General features: G+C 41.9%; 15 protein-coding genes and 1 pseudogene. 7 read left to right on the top strand and 9 right to left on the bottom strand.

The features are described from left to right. Entirely contained in the window at positions 1-1,326 is a 1,326-nt protein-coding gene (locus R7E78_RS19520; RefSeq protein ID WP_318058167.1) for an ADP-ribosylglycohydrolase family protein, read from the bottom strand. Between the two features lie 190 nt (positions 1,327-1,516). Between R7E78_RS19520 and R7E78_RS19515 the strand changes: the two genes are divergently transcribed. The 7 genes and pseudogenes from R7E78_RS19515 (at position 1,517) to R7E78_RS19485 (ending at position 7,992) form a co-directional block, all read left to right on the top strand. After that, positions 1,517-2,164 carry a HEPN domain-containing protein gene (locus tag R7E78_RS19515; RefSeq protein WP_318058166.1) on the top strand — a complete coding sequence of 216 codons (648 nt, stop codon included), beginning with the start codon at positions 1,517-1,519 and terminating at the stop codon, positions 2,162-2,164. A gap of 30 nt (positions 2,165-2,194) precedes the next feature. Continuing rightward, positions 2,195-3,091 carry a helix-turn-helix transcriptional regulator gene (locus R7E78_RS19510; RefSeq protein WP_318058165.1) on the top strand — a complete coding sequence of 299 codons (897 nt, stop codon included), beginning with the start codon at positions 2,195-2,197 and terminating at the stop codon, positions 3,089-3,091. Positions 3,092-3,191: 100 nt separating this feature from the next. Continuing rightward, positions 3,192-3,899, top strand: a complete 708-nt coding sequence (locus R7E78_RS19505) for an SGNH/GDSL hydrolase family protein (protein ID WP_318058164.1) — start codon at positions 3,192-3,194, stop codon at positions 3,897-3,899. A gap of 3 nt (positions 3,900-3,902) precedes the next feature. Next, positions 3,903-5,189, top strand: a complete 1,287-nt coding sequence (locus R7E78_RS19500) for a hypothetical protein (RefSeq protein WP_318058163.1) — start codon at positions 3,903-3,905, stop codon at positions 5,187-5,189. A 40-nt stretch (positions 5,190-5,229) separates the two neighbouring features. Beyond that, a complete protein-coding gene (locus R7E78_RS19495) occupies positions 5,230-5,856 on the top strand; it encodes a hypothetical protein (RefSeq protein ID WP_257889328.1) in 627 nt (208 codons plus the stop codon). A gap of 3 nt (positions 5,857-5,859) precedes the next feature. Next, a complete protein-coding gene (locus tag R7E78_RS19490) occupies positions 5,860-6,645 on the top strand; it encodes a DUF6998 domain-containing protein (RefSeq protein ID WP_318058162.1) in 786 nt (261 codons plus the stop codon). A gap of 137 nt (positions 6,646-6,782) precedes the next feature. Beyond that, positions 6,783-7,992: pseudogene (locus tag R7E78_RS19485) on the top strand (IS256 family transposase). A gap of 175 nt (positions 7,993-8,167) precedes the next feature. Here R7E78_RS19485 and R7E78_RS19480 read toward each other — a convergent pair. Genes R7E78_RS19480 through R7E78_RS19445 form a run of 8 tightly spaced genes read right to left on the bottom strand, consistent with a single transcriptional unit; the run spans position 8,168 to position 19,269 of the window. Then, positions 8,168-10,501, bottom strand: coding sequence for a hypothetical protein (locus tag R7E78_RS19480; protein ID WP_318058161.1), 2,334 nt, complete (start codon positions 10,499-10,501; stop codon positions 8,168-8,170). After that, positions 10,467-11,156 carry an ABC-three component system middle component 1 gene (locus tag R7E78_RS19475; RefSeq protein WP_318058160.1) on the bottom strand — a complete coding sequence of 230 codons (690 nt, stop codon included), beginning with the start codon at positions 11,154-11,156 and terminating at the stop codon, positions 10,467-10,469. Before R7E78_RS19475 ends, R7E78_RS19480 begins: the two co-directional genes overlap by 35 nt. Beyond that, the gene (locus R7E78_RS19470; protein ID WP_318058159.1) at positions 11,149-12,405 is read right to left on the bottom strand and encodes an ABC-three component system protein; all 1,257 of its coding nucleotides are present in this window, start codon (positions 12,403-12,405) and stop codon (positions 11,149-11,151) included. The genes R7E78_RS19475 and R7E78_RS19470 overlap by 8 nt, the downstream gene beginning before the upstream one ends. Before the next feature lie 55 nt (positions 12,406-12,460). Beyond that, complete coding sequence (locus R7E78_RS19465) at positions 12,461-14,311, bottom strand: hypothetical protein (protein ID WP_318058158.1); 1,851 nt, start codon at positions 14,309-14,311, stop codon at positions 12,461-12,463. Positions 14,312-14,325: 14 nt separating this feature from the next. Further along, entirely contained in the window at positions 14,326-15,564 is a 1,239-nt protein-coding gene (locus R7E78_RS19460) for a DEAD/DEAH box helicase family protein (RefSeq protein WP_318058157.1), read from the bottom strand. Beyond that, a complete protein-coding gene (locus R7E78_RS19455; RefSeq protein WP_318058156.1) occupies positions 15,554-16,246 on the bottom strand; it encodes a DUF4276 family protein in 693 nt (230 codons plus the stop codon). The genes R7E78_RS19460 and R7E78_RS19455 overlap by 11 nt, the downstream gene beginning before the upstream one ends. Further along, complete coding sequence (locus tag R7E78_RS19450) at positions 16,239-17,345, bottom strand: AAA family ATPase (protein WP_318058155.1); 1,107 nt, start codon at positions 17,343-17,345, stop codon at positions 16,239-16,241. Before R7E78_RS19450 ends, R7E78_RS19455 begins: the two co-directional genes overlap by 8 nt. A gap of 10 nt (positions 17,346-17,355) precedes the next feature. Continuing rightward, a complete protein-coding gene (locus R7E78_RS19445) occupies positions 17,356-19,269 on the bottom strand; it encodes a site-specific DNA-methyltransferase (RefSeq protein ID WP_318058154.1) in 1,914 nt (637 codons plus the stop codon). Positions 19,270-19,306 lie beyond the last annotated feature (37 nt).

Genomic DNA, 19,306 nt, shown 5'->3' with positions numbered 1-19,306 from the left:
TCAAAAATTATCATTATTATTTGCGAATTGTGCCATTCGCCCTAGCCAGACGTGTAGTGAACCATCTTCTACAAATTTTTGCCATAAGCCCTCATTAAGTCTGTCACCTCTAATGATGGCTGTGATCACCTGAAAGCCCTCTACATAACTCATACGCTCGAAAAACTGACGTTTTGGATGGCTTCCATCGTCAGCAGGAACCCTGAGATCGGTAGCGATCAACGCTCGATTGGGAAAATCCATCCAATGGTAATCAGCCAAGATACAGCCATGGTCATACAACAACAGATAGGTTGCCTCACTCCATGAGCTTTCAGGCATACTCGCTATTTGGCTTAACATCAAGCTAAGACGCTCAAGCGTAGGAATCATCATAAGCAGCTTAGCTTGCTCTTTGATATAATCTTGCCACGCGAGCTTGTCGAGCCACGACCTTGGCAATTGACTGTATCCATAAAACGCGCCAGCAAGTTGTCCATAAATCGCTGCGGTTGTATCGGCATCCTCACCCAAGTTTGCAGCCAGCAAGGCCCCATCTTTAAAATTATCACTATGAGCAAAAGACCATAACGCGGCTTCTAGGGACTGAACAACAAAGCCTGTTCCTCGTATGTGCTTTCTCGATTTGGTCAAGAACGACCCTTGAACTACAGTAGCCAAATCATCATGGATACCAGTTTTACCCCAGTAGTTGGACAACTTTTCAAACAGCGTTGCTTTACTCAAGACCGAATCAACATCATTCAGTACTTGATACATTAGCCAAGCCATGATTTCACATACTTCCACTGCTCTTTGCTCAGCATGGGTCGTGATTGAGCTCAACCTAGCAGCTTTCACCACGTCCTCTTGCGATGCATACCGAAACGAAGAATAGAAAATGGGAATCGGAGCTAGTCGCATTAAACTGCCGTTTCCAGCACTTTGCTCATCGCTAGAACCTGCATTTACCTCATTGATTGCTTTATAAAGTTCTAGTGCTGCCGAAACTGTATTACCTATATCAAAACAACGACCTGTTACCGAATTGTGCCCTTCTTGCCACCATGCAATATAACGGTTAATCTGATCTCGTGCTTCGTGTTTACCTAATGCCAACATGCTATCTGCTAAACACAACATCATTGAGGTGTCGTCCGTCCATTGACCAGGTTTCAAGTGAAATGGGCCGCCGCAAACGATATCTTGCAATGGCGTATAACTGTCTTTGGGGCAAAACTCCAAACTAGTGCCTAACGCATCTCCCAGCGCCAGCCCAACAATTGCGCCCTGCGCTTTATCCAACATCAAACGTTTGTTATCTTCGTTATTTGGCGTGTTGTTCAAATGAGACCCCTCTAGTTGCCGGTTCTTTAGTATCCTAATCAAACCCAAGCCGCAGCGTAAGTGTCGATTTTTGGTACATGCTCAGTATTACGACACCAAATTCGTGTTTATTGATCCACCTCTTAACACCACTTACTCATTTTGTTGCATTCTGGGATATTAACTCTATACGCATTATCAAGGGACTGGCATGCACTACGAAAGGCTAAAAACGAAACATAGAGAAGTGAGAGACCAACACCCAAGATCTTTGGCGATACGTGTACATCGAGCACTGAGTTGGCTCAATAAAGCCGAACAATCTGATGATTTGGACAGCCAGTTTATCTTTTACTGGATCGCCTTCAACGCCGCTTACGCTCAGCACATCGACCGTCCAATATTGATGTCAGAACGCGGTAAGTTTCAGCAATTCCTGTCAAAACTCATCTCACTCGATGATGGGAACCAACTGGCAGAATTTGTGTGGCAAGAGTATGCCAACACCATACGTGTCGTTCTCAATAACGAGTTTATCTTTGAGTCCTATTGGGATGCCCAAAACGACGCCATAACTCAAGATGAATGGAAGCAGCTGCGCGCAAAATCCATTCATGCCAGCCATCAAGCGCTCTCAAGTGAGCAAACCGACGTTGTGCTGTCGATTGTTTTTAGTCGCTTATACACGTTAAGAAACCAGCTTCTGCACGGTGGCGCCACCTGGAACGGAAAAGTAAACCGTCAGCAGGTCGCTGACTGCACTGCCATTATGGCAAAAGTCATCCCACTTGTGATTGAAGTGATGATGGGTCATCCTGATGAGCTCTGGGGAGATTCTATTTACCCAGTCATCAACTAACCAGCTAACCTTTTCAATTTGAGCATTTTAATGATTGAGCAGAAACAAATTCCGAATAGAAAGATCAATAAAAAAACACGATTACGTTACCAAGTCATCGAAATCATCGCCTACTGGGAAGGTCGAGTCACCACTAAACACTTGTGCAATTGTTTCGATATTGGACGGCAACAAGCCTCCAGAGAAATCAACACCTATTTGAGAGAGCATGCGCCCGATAACCTAGAATACGACATGCAGATCGCCGGTTATTCAGCATCAAAAACCTTTGATCCCATCTTTACTCGGGGGAGTATCGACGAATACCTAAACCTGCTAGCCCTTAACGAACGACTTGTAACTAAAGACAATCAGTCTGCACTTGGGTTTAGTGAAGTCACGTCTGTCATGCCTCCTACTAGGGCCATTGACCCCGTCGTAATGCGAGCACTGGCAAGTGCGATTGGCAAAGGTCGACGTTTAGAAATTGAATATTTATCGATGAGTTCACCAGATCCCGAAGCTCGGATTATTGCACCACACTCATTGGTAGAAACCCCTTTGCGCTGGCATGTTCGAGCATATTGTGAAAAAAACAGAGCTTATCGCGATTTCGTGTTAAGTCGATTTATTGGCGAACCCGAAGTACTCGACGCCTCCCCCAACCCCATTGAGGAAGACACTGACTGGAACACTCCTATCTCCCTTGTACTGCAAGCAGACCCTCGCCTTAATCGCCATCAAGCATCACTCATTGAAAGAGACTACGGCATGAGCGACGGGGAACTTGTTATACCAAGTCGGTTATCACATATAAACTACCTTATCGATGGTTTGGGGCTAAGCCTTAATCACGAGCAAACCGAGCCTGTCTACCAGCAAGTTTGTATTAAAAACCAAGAACAGCTGGTCAGTTTGCTTGGTGAGCGAGGGCTTATCAAACGCTAGTAAGACTCAATCAAAATGAAGCATGTACCAAAACTCGACACTTACGCACCAGAGTTAAAATAAGTACGGTAAGTACACAGCTCGATAACAGGTACGAATCATGAACATAGAAACTAGTGAACCAACAGGTCAGTACTTACCCGATCAAATCGTCTTATTGGGGGATTCGATTTTTGACAATGCGCCCTATGTAAATACGGGAGAGTCGGTTGCCGAGCAATTGACAGGTTTAATCCAAACTGAGGCAATGACAACCGCTTCTAATGCTAACCCCACGACACACGTAGAATTACTTGCTGTTGATGGGCACGTTATGACCAACCTTCCCGACCAAATAGCACGGGCTCGTTCAAAGACACATTTCAATATGCAATGTGCGTATCTCTCATGTGGTGGCAATGATTTGCTCGGCTATGCCGCTGCAGGTCTACTCAATATTGAGTCCACTAAAATCGGCGATGCATTGGGTTCACTTTATCAGGTTCGGGAGTGCTTCCGTCAAGAGTACCGACACGTTTTGGCCCTTGCGCTTAGAAAGTTTCCTAAACTCACGGTTTGTACTATTTACGATGCGGTACCCACATTATCTAAAGCAGAAACCATCGCTTTAGGGCTATTCAACGAGGTGATTTTAAAAGAAGCGGCTGAGCACCGGGTGCCCGTACTCGATTTACGCATCCTTTGTAATGAGCCAGATGATTACGCTCCGATATCGCCTATCGAGCCTTCAAAGCAAGGTGCTGGAAAAATTGCACAGGCAATTTTTAACCAATATAAACGACGCAAATATAACTTCCACGGAGTATAAGGAATGAGTCTAAGCAAAGAATGGTTTGACCAACGCGACCACTTTATCGCACAGCAAAAAGAGCAAGGATGCTTTACACTTGAGCAAACACTTGAAAAGCTCGATACCACTCTTCCCTATTTTTTTGATCTTGGAATTTTAACGCAACGTGAATTTTCAACTAATATCAATAATTTCAACCAACTAACCGAACTTGGTGGGCTATTTTTCGTCGAGCAATATCAGCAGATCTTCATTACACCTGCCAATCTGAATAGGCTGAAACTGGCGCTGGAAAGCTGGGATCACTTCACTATAGATTACCCTATTTATCAGTCTGACATTTTGGGCAAGATTGCAGTTAGAAACCAAACACACGTTAAATTTAGAGTGAATACCAGGCGCTTTAAACACAAAATGACGTTTCAAATTAAGGAGTCACGCAGCGAAATAGCCACTTTCCTGAATAGTGAAGAAACTGACCAACTGTTGAATGTTTGGAATGACTTTAGTAAGTGTGTTGCCTTGATTGAAAATGACGATAAGTCGCCAACAAACATAGAAATCGCCACCGACAGTGATTCTATTGAAACACTTTGTGCACCCTGGCACCCTCTCGTCCAACGCTATTTTCGTAGTAAAATGCATGAATTAGGTTTTGAACATAACCTAAACATTCTAAAGCAAGAGATTGAATCTAAGTACTCCATGACGAGTTCAGAATGGCGCAACATTGATAGCATTTTTGATGTGGTAAGACCAACTCTACAAAGCCAAGCTGAAGAGCTACCGCCAAACTTGTCAGAAGAGGTTGAGATTCAACTTATTTCTCCTCAATCCATCAGTAAATTTGGTCTAGTTGCGCCGAAGCGAATTCAACTAACACACCGTAAACCACAACAAGTTCAACGTTATAGCCCAATTAATCCAGGCGATGTATTGTTATATAAAAGTGCAGACCGAAAAACCGTCAAGGTCGCCTACTATTCTATTGAAGATCAACGCACGTATTTCTGCTCCGAGCTGTTTGCCGTGTTACGTGCCAAAGACAATGAACATTGGGACGGCAAACGACTGTTTCTTTTCCTGACCTTACGCGCAGGGCAAAGGCTGCTTGAGTACACATTTCGTGACTTCTCTGTCAACGAACTGGCCCAGATTCGCCTTAGTCCTCGACAGCTCAGCAAACTCCAGATCCCGCAGCTTGACTCGCAGAGTGCAAGTGAGCTTGACGATAAATACCGCCAACTCACCAATTTACTACAACTGAAAGCTGATATTGAACAGCAAATTGCTGCTTTGATGAAGTGAAATCAAAGCAACCAGAACTCGATTTAAAAAAAGGAACAGTATGATTTACCCAGAACAACAGGTAACACAGGAAGAGCTCAACATCTTAAAAAAGTTGGACAATATGAATAAAGAAGCAAAGCCGATGTACATCAAGATTGTACCTACATCACCTGTATTACCTCAAACACTGGATGATGACTTATCAGAAGAGCAAGAGAGACAGCTACTAGAAAAATGCCCGAGGATTCACCTATCTTCAGCCACCAGTCATGAACAAATCACGACGTTTTTAATTGAGCTATTCGCCTATTATTTCGAACTTCCTCAAGTGAAGATCAAACCTGGCAGTGATTTGGCCGATGATATCGAGCGTATGGTATGGGCACGGGAACTCGGTGTGTCTTTTAAGGACGTCACCTACGGTCGGATATTTTGCGGTCAAGACGAAGATGGTAATGCCGTCGGTGGTATGGAAGATAAAGGTATCATGATTGCGACGATGTTTATGCTCGACTTTTCCAACCTTGTTGGCATTAAGGAAGTGGACAATGCAACCGATGCGACATTTGAAGCAATGGATGATGAGTTTGGTAGTTACTACGATTGTGCTACTGTCACTGAACTAGCAGATTTGATTTACTCAGTTTGTACAAAACTAAAACAGCTAACAACGTATGGAAATTAAGAAATGACGATTTTCGATAAAGTTGATCTAATACTCAACAAACAACACAAAACAGTCTTCACCACACAGGAAATTAAACAGCTTTGCTCTGAAGAATATGCTCTAAACCCTAGCTCAGTAATTCCAACAGACTATTGCTATAACCGTATTAATAATGGAATTAGCAATGATAAAAATATTTTGATTTATTTAGGCTTTGGTGAGTTCAAGTACGTGGGAAAGTCTTATAACTATCAAGGATGGGTATACCAACGACCTAAAGGCTCTAGTGAAGATATCATCGTTGGTCAATGGAAAAACGGCAACTACCTTCCAGTAGAATCACCTATTTACTCTGCTCTTCCCGAACACAACAGCATTCGTGACGTTTGGAAATTAAACCAACAACACATTGAAAAGCTATATCAAGATTACCTTGAGCTATTGGAGGTAGAACTGAACCTTCTCGGCTGTAAACCTACTGAACTTAGGCATTTGATTGGTCGCATTGGTGAGTTCAAGTGTGCCCTGCTGACTAACGGTCAATTATCTTCAGTACCTAATCAACACGGGTTCGATGTCATTGCCGAAAATGGTCAGAAAATTAGCGTAAAAACAACAGCTCAAACCTCTGGGTTCGTAACGATAAATTCAAAAACCGTTGATTTAGTCGATGAACTAATGCTCATTCAATTTAAAGATTCTCAATTTACCGTCGCTTATCATGGTCCAGTAGAGCCAGCATTGGAAGTCGCTAGATTATATAAGGACAAATATGAACTAGATATCGCAAAAGCCAGTAGACTGTAAAGTCGTTGCATTGTGTATTATGGCAAGTGGACGCCCAACAATATGCTCACCGTCACACGTGTCATTTTGTAACTGAGAGTGTCCTGAATTCTGTGTAACTGTCTAGACTTAAGCCTTAAAGGCTAAGGATGGACAATATGGATAAGAAAGCACTCGAAGCTTTTGCTCGTGAAGCAGCAAAGTCAATTAAGACTGAATCTGATCTTGATGACTTCCGAAAAATGTTAACCAAGGTGACCGTTGAAACGGCGTTAAACGCTGAACTCGATGAGCACCTTGAATATTAAAAACACCAATCTAGAACCACCTCCAACTCCCGCAATGGCTACTCGGGTAAGTCAATCATCACCGATGATGGAGAGGTCGATATCGACGTCCCTCGCGATCGTGAAGCCAGTTTTGAGCCTCAACTCGTCCGCAAGCACCAAACTCGATTCCAATCCATGGACGACAAGATATTGAGCTTGTACGCGAAAGGCATGACCACACGTGAAATCGTCGCATCGTTCAAGGAAATGTATGATGCTGATGTCTCGCCAACGCTGGTATCAAAGGTGACCGACTCGGTACTCGAGCAAGTGATTGAATGGCAGTCGCGACCTCTCGACGAAATTTACCCTATCGTCTATCTCGATTGCATCGTGGTTAAGGTGCGTCAAGACAAGCAAGTCATCAACAAAGCGGTCTATCTTGCGTTAGGCGTCAACATGGAAGGCCAAAAAGAACTGCTCGGCATGTGGCTCTCTGAAACGGAAGGCGCCAAGTTCTGGCTTAAGGTGCTGACAGAGCTTCAAAACCGTGGGGTAAAAGACATCCTTATCGCTTGCGTTGACGGACTAAAAGGCTTTCCTGACGCCATCAACACTGCGTTCCCAGAGACGCAAATACAGCTCTGTATCGTCCACATGGTGCGAAACTCGGTCAAATACGTCCCTTGGAAAGACTATAAAGCGGTGACGACTGACCTGAAGAAAATCTACCAATCAACCACAGAAGATGAGGCGCTGCTGGCTTTAGAACAGTTCTCTGACCGATGGGATAGTAAGTATCCTCAAATCAGTCGCTCTTGGACGGCGCATTGGGACAACCTTAACACCCTGTTTAACTACCCAGAGGATATTCGCCGAGCCATTTACACGACCAACGCCATTGAATCCCTCAACAGCGTTATTAGAATAAGCGATTAAGAAGCGCAAGCTCTTCCCAACGGATGAATCAGCTAGAAAGGTGATCTACTTGGCTATCCGAGATGCTTCCAAGAAGTGGACGATGCCGATTAGAAACTGGCGACAAGATCTAAACCGCTTTATGATTATGTTCGAAGACCGACTCACTGAATATATGTAACCCTGACAGTTACACAGAATTATTTACAGGGTCTGGGTAAATGTCAGATCAGGTCTGACTTAGTACACGTAAGCACTTGTACTGTACCCAGGCATTTCCCCAAACTGGGATATCGGTGGTAACTACAACTAACTAATCGTCAATTTATAAAGTTAAATTAAATTTCTAATCGAATTTATGCTTCATAAACCACTTTGTTTTTCTCAAGTAGGTTTACCTGTTTTCTAGAAAGACCAGCTTTCCCGTAACGGTAGCACAAGTAATCTGAGATATCCTGCTCATGGGTAGACATCACTACTTGTCTATCTCTTAGCTCAACTCGGAGCAAATCACTCAATGATGCTATGTTGATCTCATCCATACACTGCGTTGGATCATCAATAAACACAAACGCAGTTTTGGCGTATTTTTTGTTAAGCGCAAGAAATAGAGATAGCGAAAGAGCACTAATCTGCCCACTACTCATCGACAGCGCTGCATCATGCTCAGAATCACGCACTGTGGTAAAGTTCATTGCAGCTGTTTTTCGTTGTTTACCATTAGGTGTATCAATAAAGACACCTAACCCGCTTTGATAGTTTTGTAGCAATCGCCCACTATAGATATGGAAAAGTGACTCCATCTGACCAAGTGTTTGATTAGTATAGTTTGTACGCGCGCGTTTAAGCTGGGTTTCTATGCCTTCTAGCTGTGAACATAACTCTTCTAAATGCTGAGATTTTTTACGGTAAAACTCTACATCCTTTTGCAGTGCAATAATCGACGCATTTATGGTCAATTTATACTGTTGCTCAATGTAGTTTTTCTTCTGTTCAATCTGCGCTTCTGTCAACTGTTCAAGTTTACTTAGATCAGAAAAATGAGCTTTAAAGAAGCCAAACTCATTCGTTGATAACATCTCATCTTCTGGCTCTAGAGATTGAAGAATAGCGGTATTCACTGCTGAAACTTGTTTCGATTGGTCCTCTGGTTCTGTGGCATATGCCCTTGGTAACTCAATCCCTTGCTGTGCCAACTTTTGTCCAATCGAGACTAATCTCTGTATTTGGTGCTCAGATCTAGTCAACTCCAAATACAGTGTTGCATTAAACTCACGTCTATTTGATTCTAACAATGGGACATACTGAGCTTTTAATGGTTTTAAAATCGCCTCTAACGATTCGTAGCATTGATTGATTTGTAAACCGATCTTATTTAGTTTTTGCTCTAACAAAGTTGTCTTTGCGTCAATTGCCGAAAGTAGTATCTCATTCTCTTTATAATCAACCCCACAAAGTGGACATTCATGCTCACTAATATCAACTTTTTGAGTCAATTTTAATCTCAGCTGCATTACTTCTGCTTGTTTTTTGCTCACATCACTGTGGCCTAAGTGAAGCTTATTTTTTTCTTCAAGCAATTGTATAAGCTTGGCTGATTCTTGCTCGTCAAGGCAAGCTGAAATAAGTGAACCATGTGATGAAGTAAGCTTTGATACTTCAACCTCCAACGCACGACAAATTTTGTCTAATTTATCTAGCTCCGCTTTCTCTTTATTTAAGCTAGGTAGCTTATCGAAATGATGAAAGAGCCTAACGGCCAAACCAAACTCAGCTCGTTTAGTGAAATCAATTTTAAGTTGATTCCTTACCCTCTTAGCAATCTCTTGCCGGCCAGCATAGACATTACTTAACAAATCAAGTTGTTCCTGTAGCTGTTCCAAGCTTTTTAAGCTATCAACAGAAAATGGAACCTCAAGGTCCCATTGAGGAGTAACCTTCGACTCAGTTAATTTAGTGTAAGCTACCGGAGCCACGTCACTGACCGTTAAAGTTTGCTGTAGCTCTTCTAGTCGAAGTTTTTGCTTCGCATATTCATCTCCAGCATATTTAAACTGCGCTTTGGACTCCGATTTTAACTTGCCAATATTATCAATTTTTGTATCTAGCTCATCAAGGTTGAGTAGGTGGCTTATTTGATCCGTTCTTTTATCGCTATTACAACCATCAGGAATAACAATTGATTTACTATCTTGTTGTAAGTAGTTAAGCACTGGAAAGTTTTCTAGAAACTTATCGCCAAGTTTCTCCGACCAAAACTTTTCCTCATCGTCTATTAACTGAGGGCTTGCAGTACCATCGAAACCAGATAGCTCATAAAGCTTGAATTCATTAAAGCTATTAGGTTTGTTCCCACTTGAATCTAAATCTTCTTGCTTAGCCCACCTCATCACATAAAGTGTTTCACTACCCTTTTTAAGCTCTGCAATAATAGATATTCCATCTTGGCTGTTATGGTTTTGGAATATACTACGGCGGTACTTTTTGTTCCCACCTTTGAGAGCACGATGCCTCGCTGAGATTCTCGGGAGTTCACTACAAAAAAGCAGTTGTTTGGCGTCAAATAAAGAGGTTTTACCAAAGCCATTCGGTCCATCATAAACAACTAGATCAGACGAATAGTTTTCTGAGAACTTTGTAAAAACCTTGAAGCCATTAATCTTCAGCTTGTGAATTCGCCATCTTGCCACGAATGTACCCCTCAACTATTGCTTTGTAATTATTACCGTTGCTTGTGATTAGCGTTTCAAATTCATTACTAATCGACAGTAAACCTAATTTCTTCAAGTAGTCGTCTGCCAACTGACAAGGATCATCTAGCTCAGACTCGTCTACAGGAACAGATAAAAAAGGCAACTTAATAAAAATACGACTAGCTATACCGTATTCAGACTCGGCCAAAGGTGACTTTTTATATAGACTAAATTTACTTTGATCTTTTATTAAATTTGCAATGCTATTCACATCCATATCATTCAAAAGGGCCAATTCTCCTTGTGAGTAATACAACACATGTTTTTTAAAGCTATAGCCATCCTCTTCCAGAGAAAAGAGTTCGCTTTCATAACCAACGATATCCGTTAAACGATCTAACTTAAAAAGAACCAGAACATCTGTGTTTTTAGCAAAAGCTGGTAATTCCCTTAGCTCATCCGGAGTATTTGCCAACACCCATTGGTTAAGTTCACTCGGTTTCATTAATTTCGCAACTTGTACTACAACCAAAAACCGTTGGTAATCCGGTGATGTTGCTCGATAAAAAGAAAACTGTTCTGCCTCTTGTTCAACTAACTCAAACTTACAAGGAGAGTTGCTTGATAAAGTTGTAATTATCTGATTAATCATTTATTTCATCACTTGCGTCACGCACTGACACAAACCTCACATTGTTTATTTTTGTAATTCGGTTTTTATCGTTTTCAGAAATCTCTGTAAATTTACCAGTAGAACTAGATTCACTACTAAGTGGAAATGGAGCACTATCCATATGTACAACTAGATTATCGTAATCATAGAGCACATCTTGTACAGCTAGGTTTCCACGCAGACCATCAACATTTTCTTGAATTTGCTTTACGTCTAATTTCTTATTTAAAAAATCAAACTTCATCGCAGTAGGAAGGTACGAACCAAGTCCGCTTTTGAAGTAGTGTGGTAAGTCTTCAGACATTTTAATCCCTATGATGTTGAGAATTATTCTTAAATAATGATCTACAGTATCATTACTAAAACCAGCTAAAGTGATTCCCTTTTGATTTGGCTTCTTTGAATAGTAGAGGCGAGTTAAGGCAGGAATATCCATATTCGCTACTACAAATCTACACTTACAAATACCATTCAAATCAATAGACTCACCTTCCTGAAGGCTATCTAATATTTGGTCGGTTCTATCCAAAAGAGTTCTTCTAAACTCAAATAGAATCGCTGCATGATCATCATTGTGAATTACTTCAGCATGTAAACAATCCTCTATCTCCGAAAAATAAATTGGAATAGATTCTGCCGCTTCAAACTTGTTCATCGACTCATGTTGGTTTCGATAGTGAGCTAAATTCACTCGCCCAGCTAACAATACATGCAACTTAGCCAATTTATGCGCAATTAGTAATTCTGTGGATGGCAGTCCGTATGCTCCAAGGTACTGTTCAACAATTTCATTGAGTTTAGTATCGATAGAGTTCGTTTCAACATAACAACGATCATCATGGTACTGATAAAACTGAACAAGATGCTCGCCATTAGCGACATTAGCAGCCCTATCAGAAAAATCATCAAGCCTCACTGAAACGTGAAACCATCTAACAGTGCTCTCATTGCATCTCTCTGATACTTTTGATGCCTTTTGCAAGGCAGGGCTATAAGAGTAGCGCTTATCACTCTTCATAGCTTTGACCTGGTGAAGAGATAGAACGTTACCGTTACAATCGTGGATCACAAAATCATCTAGGAGCTCGACATTCAGGTAATGAGCTTCGGAATCCCCTTGCGTAAGAAGACGTATCGCGTGATACAAGGCAACTTTACCCTGATATACAAACCCACTCCAAGCAGGAATGGCGCTACTATTAACTATCTGAGAGGAAACTTCTGTCAATGTTTATATTCCCTTTGACCATAAAAGGCTCAAAGCATAACTTTGAGCCTTCACCTTAATGGATTAGTGTTTTCAAACTTTCATAGCTATCTACAACATCATACTTAACTTTGTTTTCACTGAACTTTTCGTTCACCGTTTCAAAGAACTTTCTTGCACACTCGATCTTCGCAAGCTCAGCACCTTTTAACTGGAGGGACTGCATTGAGCCTTTCGTTTCAGCAATGAAGTAAACATGTTTGACCGCGCCTTCCTGAAAAGTAATGGCCCAGTCTGGATTATAGCTACCCAAAGGTGTTGGGATAAAGAAGCCTCTTGGTAGTTTTGCATATACACTAACCTCAGTTCGGGTATCCAACTCTTCAACGAACTTACGCTCAACTTTTGAGTCTGTAATTACGTAGTCGTAGATATGGCGTTTCAGCTTCTCCCCAGCGTTAGAAAAATCTTCTGAGCCGTTTGCATCGAAAATATTTGCTTCAAACTTCTCTTCCAACGTATCGTATGCCAGATGTTCAATGACCATAGTCGCTTTTTGCTCATTGATCAGTTGCGCAGCCTTTACGATAAAGTCTTCCGGGTTGTTTCTAAACTGCTCAAAAACATGGCTTCCGATTCCACGCAAAATATCAGCTACCGTACTACGTTTTAGTTTAGTTAACTCAGCTACCTTACCAAGCAAATCATATCTGACATTAGATTTAACCGACGCATGGTACTCAGCACTTTCTGTTTCTTCTACTTTGAAACTTTGACCAGCCTTCATTTGCTCAGCATCAAAATTCGCCATCTGTTCACCTCGGACAATATCGAAATGAAGCTTTTCAACTCGCAGTTTACTATCAAGAACTGGGATAGATTTTGATACTAGTTCGTCACTATCGAACTCAACATTGTAAATGGCTTTGTGGTTGATACGTCCCCACAGTTCCTGAAACTCTTTCTTATCAAAATTCTTGTTAAGCTCATTTCTTTTCGCTTTCCGATCATCTGCGATATCAGGAAGCTGAGCATCAGAGTATACCGAATCAATTAGATGGAATATCTGCTCGGCATAAGGCTGAAGGCTCTCTGGAAGCGCAGCTAGTTGCTCCTCGCGTTTAGCATCATGGTAGGTGTCGGATATTCTATCGTTGTCATCTGAATAGTCATTCTTAAGCAGATAGCGGTATATCTGTTTTGCCATCTCTGGTGTCACTTCAATATCACCTTCTAGTGTACCTAACATCTTACCAGTGAAATACTTTTCATCTGCCTGTCTTGGTCTTGATGATAACGAACTACTTATATCTTGCTGTAATCCACTCACGAAGTCTTTATAGCTCTCACTAGCGACTACGGTTAAGTGGTTGATATCATGAACTATGGATGGATGATCGACACGCTCTCCGTCTTGATCTACTGCCAAGCGCAAACCTCGACCGACTTCCTGACGTCGTGAAATGGTGTTATCGCTGTGCTTCAGAGTACAGATCACGAAAACATTAGGGTTATCCCAGCCCTCTCTTAAAGCCGAGTGGGAGAAAATAAACCTTGTTGGCTCAGATAGACTAAGTAAGCGCTCTTTATCTTTCAAAATCAGATCGTAAGCATCTACGTCATCAGACAACCCTTTGTTGTCACCACTTCTGTTAATTTTGGGATCAACCAACCGTTTCTTCTTGTCGATAGAAAAATACCCCTGGTGGATACCCGATGCCGAGTCTCGCTTCAAATAACGAGCATATGCCGTATCCGCATGCTCTCCTTTTGAATTGAGAGGGATGTAGTCGTTTACGAGTAGTTGGTACTCTTCTTCAAAAATTCGCGCGTATTCACCTTTTTCATCTGGCTGATAATAGTCACGATATTTAGCAACCTCGTCGATAAAGAACAGGCTTAACACCTTAATACCCTTATCAAACAACCGAACTTCTTTGTCTAAGTGGGCTTTATCGCCTCACGGATCTGCATTCGGCGTAATGCAATTTCACTCACATCACCTATCGCATCACCAACCGTCAGCTCTACACCGTTTAAGAAACTGACAGTATCTGTAACGGCATTTATATCCGAAATAACAAAGTTATTTTTGTACTGCTCTAAATTATCAGACAGATCGTAAAGGTTATCGCCCTTACCCAACTTGCGGACAACACGTTTAATACCTGAGTTATTCCTCACTTCAAACTCAACACGAGCGACCGGAGGTTTCTTTGGCGAAATTTCGATATTTTCCAGATAAAGGTAGGCATTAGTTCCTGAGAGGCCTTTCGTGGTAATACCCCTTACACCAATCTTCTTCACCAGCTTCTGGTTATACGCATCAACAGCATCAAGACGGAAGATTTTATTTCGTTCGACACGGTGTGTTGCAGAGTAACGGAGAATAAACAGAGGGTTAAACTCGGCTAGGGACTCTAGAGTTTTCTTACCTTCCATCTTTTGCGGTTCGTCCATAATCATGATCGGACGGTTGGCTTTGATGACATCGATAGGTCGACGGCTTTGAAAATCGTCTAACTCCTCGTAGATTCTACGAGCATCTTTTCCGCGAGCATTAAAGGCTTGAACGTTGATGACCATTACGTTAATGCCGCCATCAGATGAAAAGCTTTCAATCTCATGCAGTTGTTTCGAGTTATAGATAAAAGGCCTAATTCGCTTACCGTAATCCTCTAGAAAGTGCTCTGCTGTGATCTCCAGCGACTTATAAACCCCTTCACGAATTGCAATGCTCGGCACAACAATAATGAACTTGGTCCAGCCATACTGTTTGTTAAGCTCAAATATCGATTTTACAAAGCAGTAGGTCTTACCGGTACCGGTTTCCATCTCGACATCTAGATTGAGATTTGCGCCGGAGAAGTACTTGACAGACTTACCGTTCACGTCTTTAAAATCAAGCAGACCTGTTGACTGAGGTATGTTTTGATGACGTTGAACCTGTTGCACATTTGCAAGTAGCTGCTGTTCATTGAGCTGAATTTCAGCATTTTTAAATGCATTTTCATCAAAATCCTGCTTTTGCTGACGAGCACCTGTGTGGTCAGCCTTTTCTACACCAGGATCCATGCGATAGCGGCTAGCTGCATCATTGGGTAACTGACCTTTGAAACAATCCACAATAGCTTGAACAGAAGCAGCCTGATATTTTTGATGTTTAAATTTAAGCTTCATTTTGTTCCTCAAGCTTTGCTTCTAGTTGCTCTAGCCAGCCGTTAAACAACGGACACATCTCACGCATTTTTTGGATACCAATGCGCTGTGCAATGGCAATACCTGTTGTCGTTTTGGCAAATTTTCCGTAAGGAGCCCATCCATCTAATCTCTTAGATGGTGCTGTTTCGGGGCTATTATTGATAAATTCAGGTTCCCCACATTCGGTAAGAACCGCATCAACCGCCTCCGAGTCGATGTTCATCTCTGCCGAGAGCACTTCACTGTCTGAAAACAGTAATGCTTCAAATTCATGCATTGCAACATAGGGAATAAAGCGCCCATCTGAGCGATGACCACCAAATAGCTCATTGACCGCTTGCTTAGTCGCGTGATGCAGATGTGCAGATATCTGCGCTGGAGTTTGAGCCGGAGCAAGAGTGTCCAACCCTGGCCACTCCTTCGTTCCATAATAATCAATAAAGGTCGTTACAAACGTATCGCCACGCTGCTTAAGATGGTTACCGATATCCTGCTGGGCTCGCACAAAACGAACATCACCGCCTTTTTGTCCCGGCTTAGTAATTTGCGTTGCTGAAATAAAGATATTCTTCAATGCCAAGTATGGAGCGAGTACCTTCTCGATAAATACTTGTTCTGTCTTCCCTTCTACGATTGCAATAACCGAGATGAACTTACTCATAGCGAGGTCCCCCTGCTATGACATTCTTAGTCCAAAGCTCACCAACAGAATAGCTTTCTAGCCATTGTGAGAAATCTTCTGCATTTAGACGTTCAAACGTTGATGCACCATCCTTACGGTTCACCACCACAATATCTTCAATTGCAAACTGATCGATCAAAGCTGGCGACTGAGTTGCAACGATTACTTGAGTACGCTGTGAAGCTTGTTGGATTAACTCAGCTAGAACATCAATTGCCGCTGGATGTAACCCTAACTCAGGCTCATCAATGATGATTGTCGAAGGTGGGTTTGGTTGCAAAAGTGCTGTCGCCAAGCAGATAAAGCGAATAGAGCCATCAGATAAGTGATAAGGCTGCATTGGGTAGTCAGAACCTTTCTGCAGCCAGCTAATATTTACTTTTTGCTTTACGCCAAACTCTCGAGGCTTTAATAGAAAATCATCAAAGAATGGCGTAACCAAGCTAATCGCATTAACGATTTCTTTATACTGTGTTTCGTGGGCTGTTTTCAGCTTTTTCAAAAACGGACCAATATTCGCCGCATCGGTGCGCAAGACTTCATCGTCTTCAACGATTTCGTACTTACGCATTGGAGCCGTTGCACTGGTATCGTGAAAGTGATAAATCATCCAAGACGCTATTTCGTCATAGACTGGCTTTGAAAAGCGAGCGTCAGAACGTTTTTCTTTCACTTCAGCAACCATCTTAGATTTGCCATCGTGGCTATCACCTAACTCCCACCAACCAGATTGTCCACCGGAGTAGTAACGCGCTTCGCTTTCAATAGAGCAGCTATCCGAAGGTGTAGGAGCTAATGTAAAACGAAACCCACGGTCACCAAACCGAGTACTAAAGCTCATTTTTGGTGTGGTTTTTTCACCGTTGAACAGGAGATCGCTAGCACCACCATTGTCTGAGACATAATTACTTAGGTTGTCATTGATCAACGAGCGTAGCATCTTAAAAAATGATATCAGATTACTTTTACCTGCCCCGTTGGCACCAACGATCACATTGAGATTCTTCATTTCGAAATCTTCAAGTTCACGAATCGATTTGAAGCCCTTTATGGTGAGCTTATCAAGCTGAGTACTCATCGTCGTTCCTCTAGATTGATTTCACGTCAGTGTTTGGAGATAGCTGCTTTAGCACTTGTTCGACATTGATCTTGGTACTATCTGAAGCAAAGCCGGCATCACGGAAAACCAGGCGTAATGGTTCAAACTTTGCTAACTCTTTAACAAAAGCTTCATTGATGCCACTCTCTTTATCAAAACAAGCCACAAGCGCGTTATCCGCAACAAAGAATACTGTTTTTCCATCCACAGTTTCACGACGAATAGGAAGGGCCAGATCTACCCCCCAATCCAACATAACTTGGAATAGTAAGTCTTCTTCGGTTCGATCTTCTTTGACATTATCAACCTGTGCAAAAAGATCGGCTTGGGTCATTGTGTCTGGTTGGTAATAAACATCAGCCATGTTTGAACTATCAATTTTTAGTACTCTGAAACCATTGTCGAGCTCTTTATCTGAAGTAGAAGAGATCTTCTCTGCTACTTTTCGGATTCGCTCTTTACTGATCTCCGAAATATCTTTAAATCCTAGTTTGTACCCTTCCGACTTTTCCGAACATAACTCTGGCAATTGAACCAATATAAACTTGCGATTAGCGTGTTCTTCAACATTAGATTGCATTACCGCATGAGCTGTAGCTGCTGAGCCAGCAAAAAAATCAACTACCAATCCTTCTTCATCAGAATGCAAGTTTATAAACCACTTAATTAATGATGTTGGTTTAGGTGTATCAAATGGCTTTGAACCGAAGAGCTCTTTTAACTCTCGTGTGCCATCAGCATTGGTTCCATATTTATCTAACCAAGTAGACCAACCTGTAGACTTCTTAACATCTCGTATTTTTTCATAAGGCACCCATCGATGTGTTTTACCGTCGACCATTACACCTTCATCGAAAGGTCTTTGCTCCCAGTGGAAAAAATTAGGGTCTTCTAATGCTGTTACAATCCCTTCGTTATTTTTTCCCCATCTCCAATGACCTTCCTTACCATCATTTCGATAAGGGTAGACTTCATCACCGTTTGGTGTTGTTAACTGATAAAATTGATTCGGTCTATCTTCTCGAAGAGAGGTCCCCCCCCATTTCATTAACTCGCGTCCTTTTCTATAAGGACCAAACTTATCTTTACTATTCAGTTCACCAGTTGACCTTTCTTCAGAGGTGATACTTTCACTACTGTTCTTATAGTAAATTAATAAATATTCGTGTCCGGTTCTTAAGCCAGTTTTCTCCTTTCCTCCACTGGCTTCTGATAACCATGGAGCGCAAGCTAATCTACTTTCACTGCCAAAAACTTCATCTAGAACCTTACCAAGTTGAAATACTTCAGAATCACTGATAGACACACCAATAATTCCATCATCTGCTAATAAGTTCCAAGCTAATTTCAATCTTGGGTAAATCATACTTAACCAATCAGAATGAAATCTACCATTAGACTCTGTGTTAACCACTAATCTATTTCCCAATTCATCTTTTTGATTAGATTTACCGATGTAACTATCTAAATCTTCTACAAAATTATCATCATAGATAAAGTCATTGCCTGTATTATACGGAGGATCTATGTATATAACCTTCACCTTACCAAGATAAGTTTCCTGAAGAAGCTTCAATGCATCCAAGTTATCCCCTTCAATGAATAGGTTCTGAGTTGTATCAAAATCCACACTCTCTTCTCGGCAAGGGCGCAGCGTTTTCGCAATCGGCGCATTAGCCGTTAACAGGGCCTCTCTCTTACCTGGCCAGTTAAGTTGATAACGCTCTTGAGGGCCTTCGACTATATTGCGAGACAGTTCCTGCCTTAATAGATCAAAGTCTATCGCTTTGCGCAGTTTGCCATCTTCGCCTTGCGCTTCTGTCACACAGCCAGGAAACAGCTCCGCTAGTTTTTCGATATTTTGGTCAACCATGTTCGGGCTGTGCATTTTTAGTTGTTCCATATCTGGAGGCTCTCTGTTATCTAATTCGTTGTTTCTG

The sequence above is a fragment of the Vibrio sp. YT-19(2023) genome (genome assembly GCF_033337395.1).
This window is presented reverse-complemented; position numbering and strand designations above follow the sequence as displayed.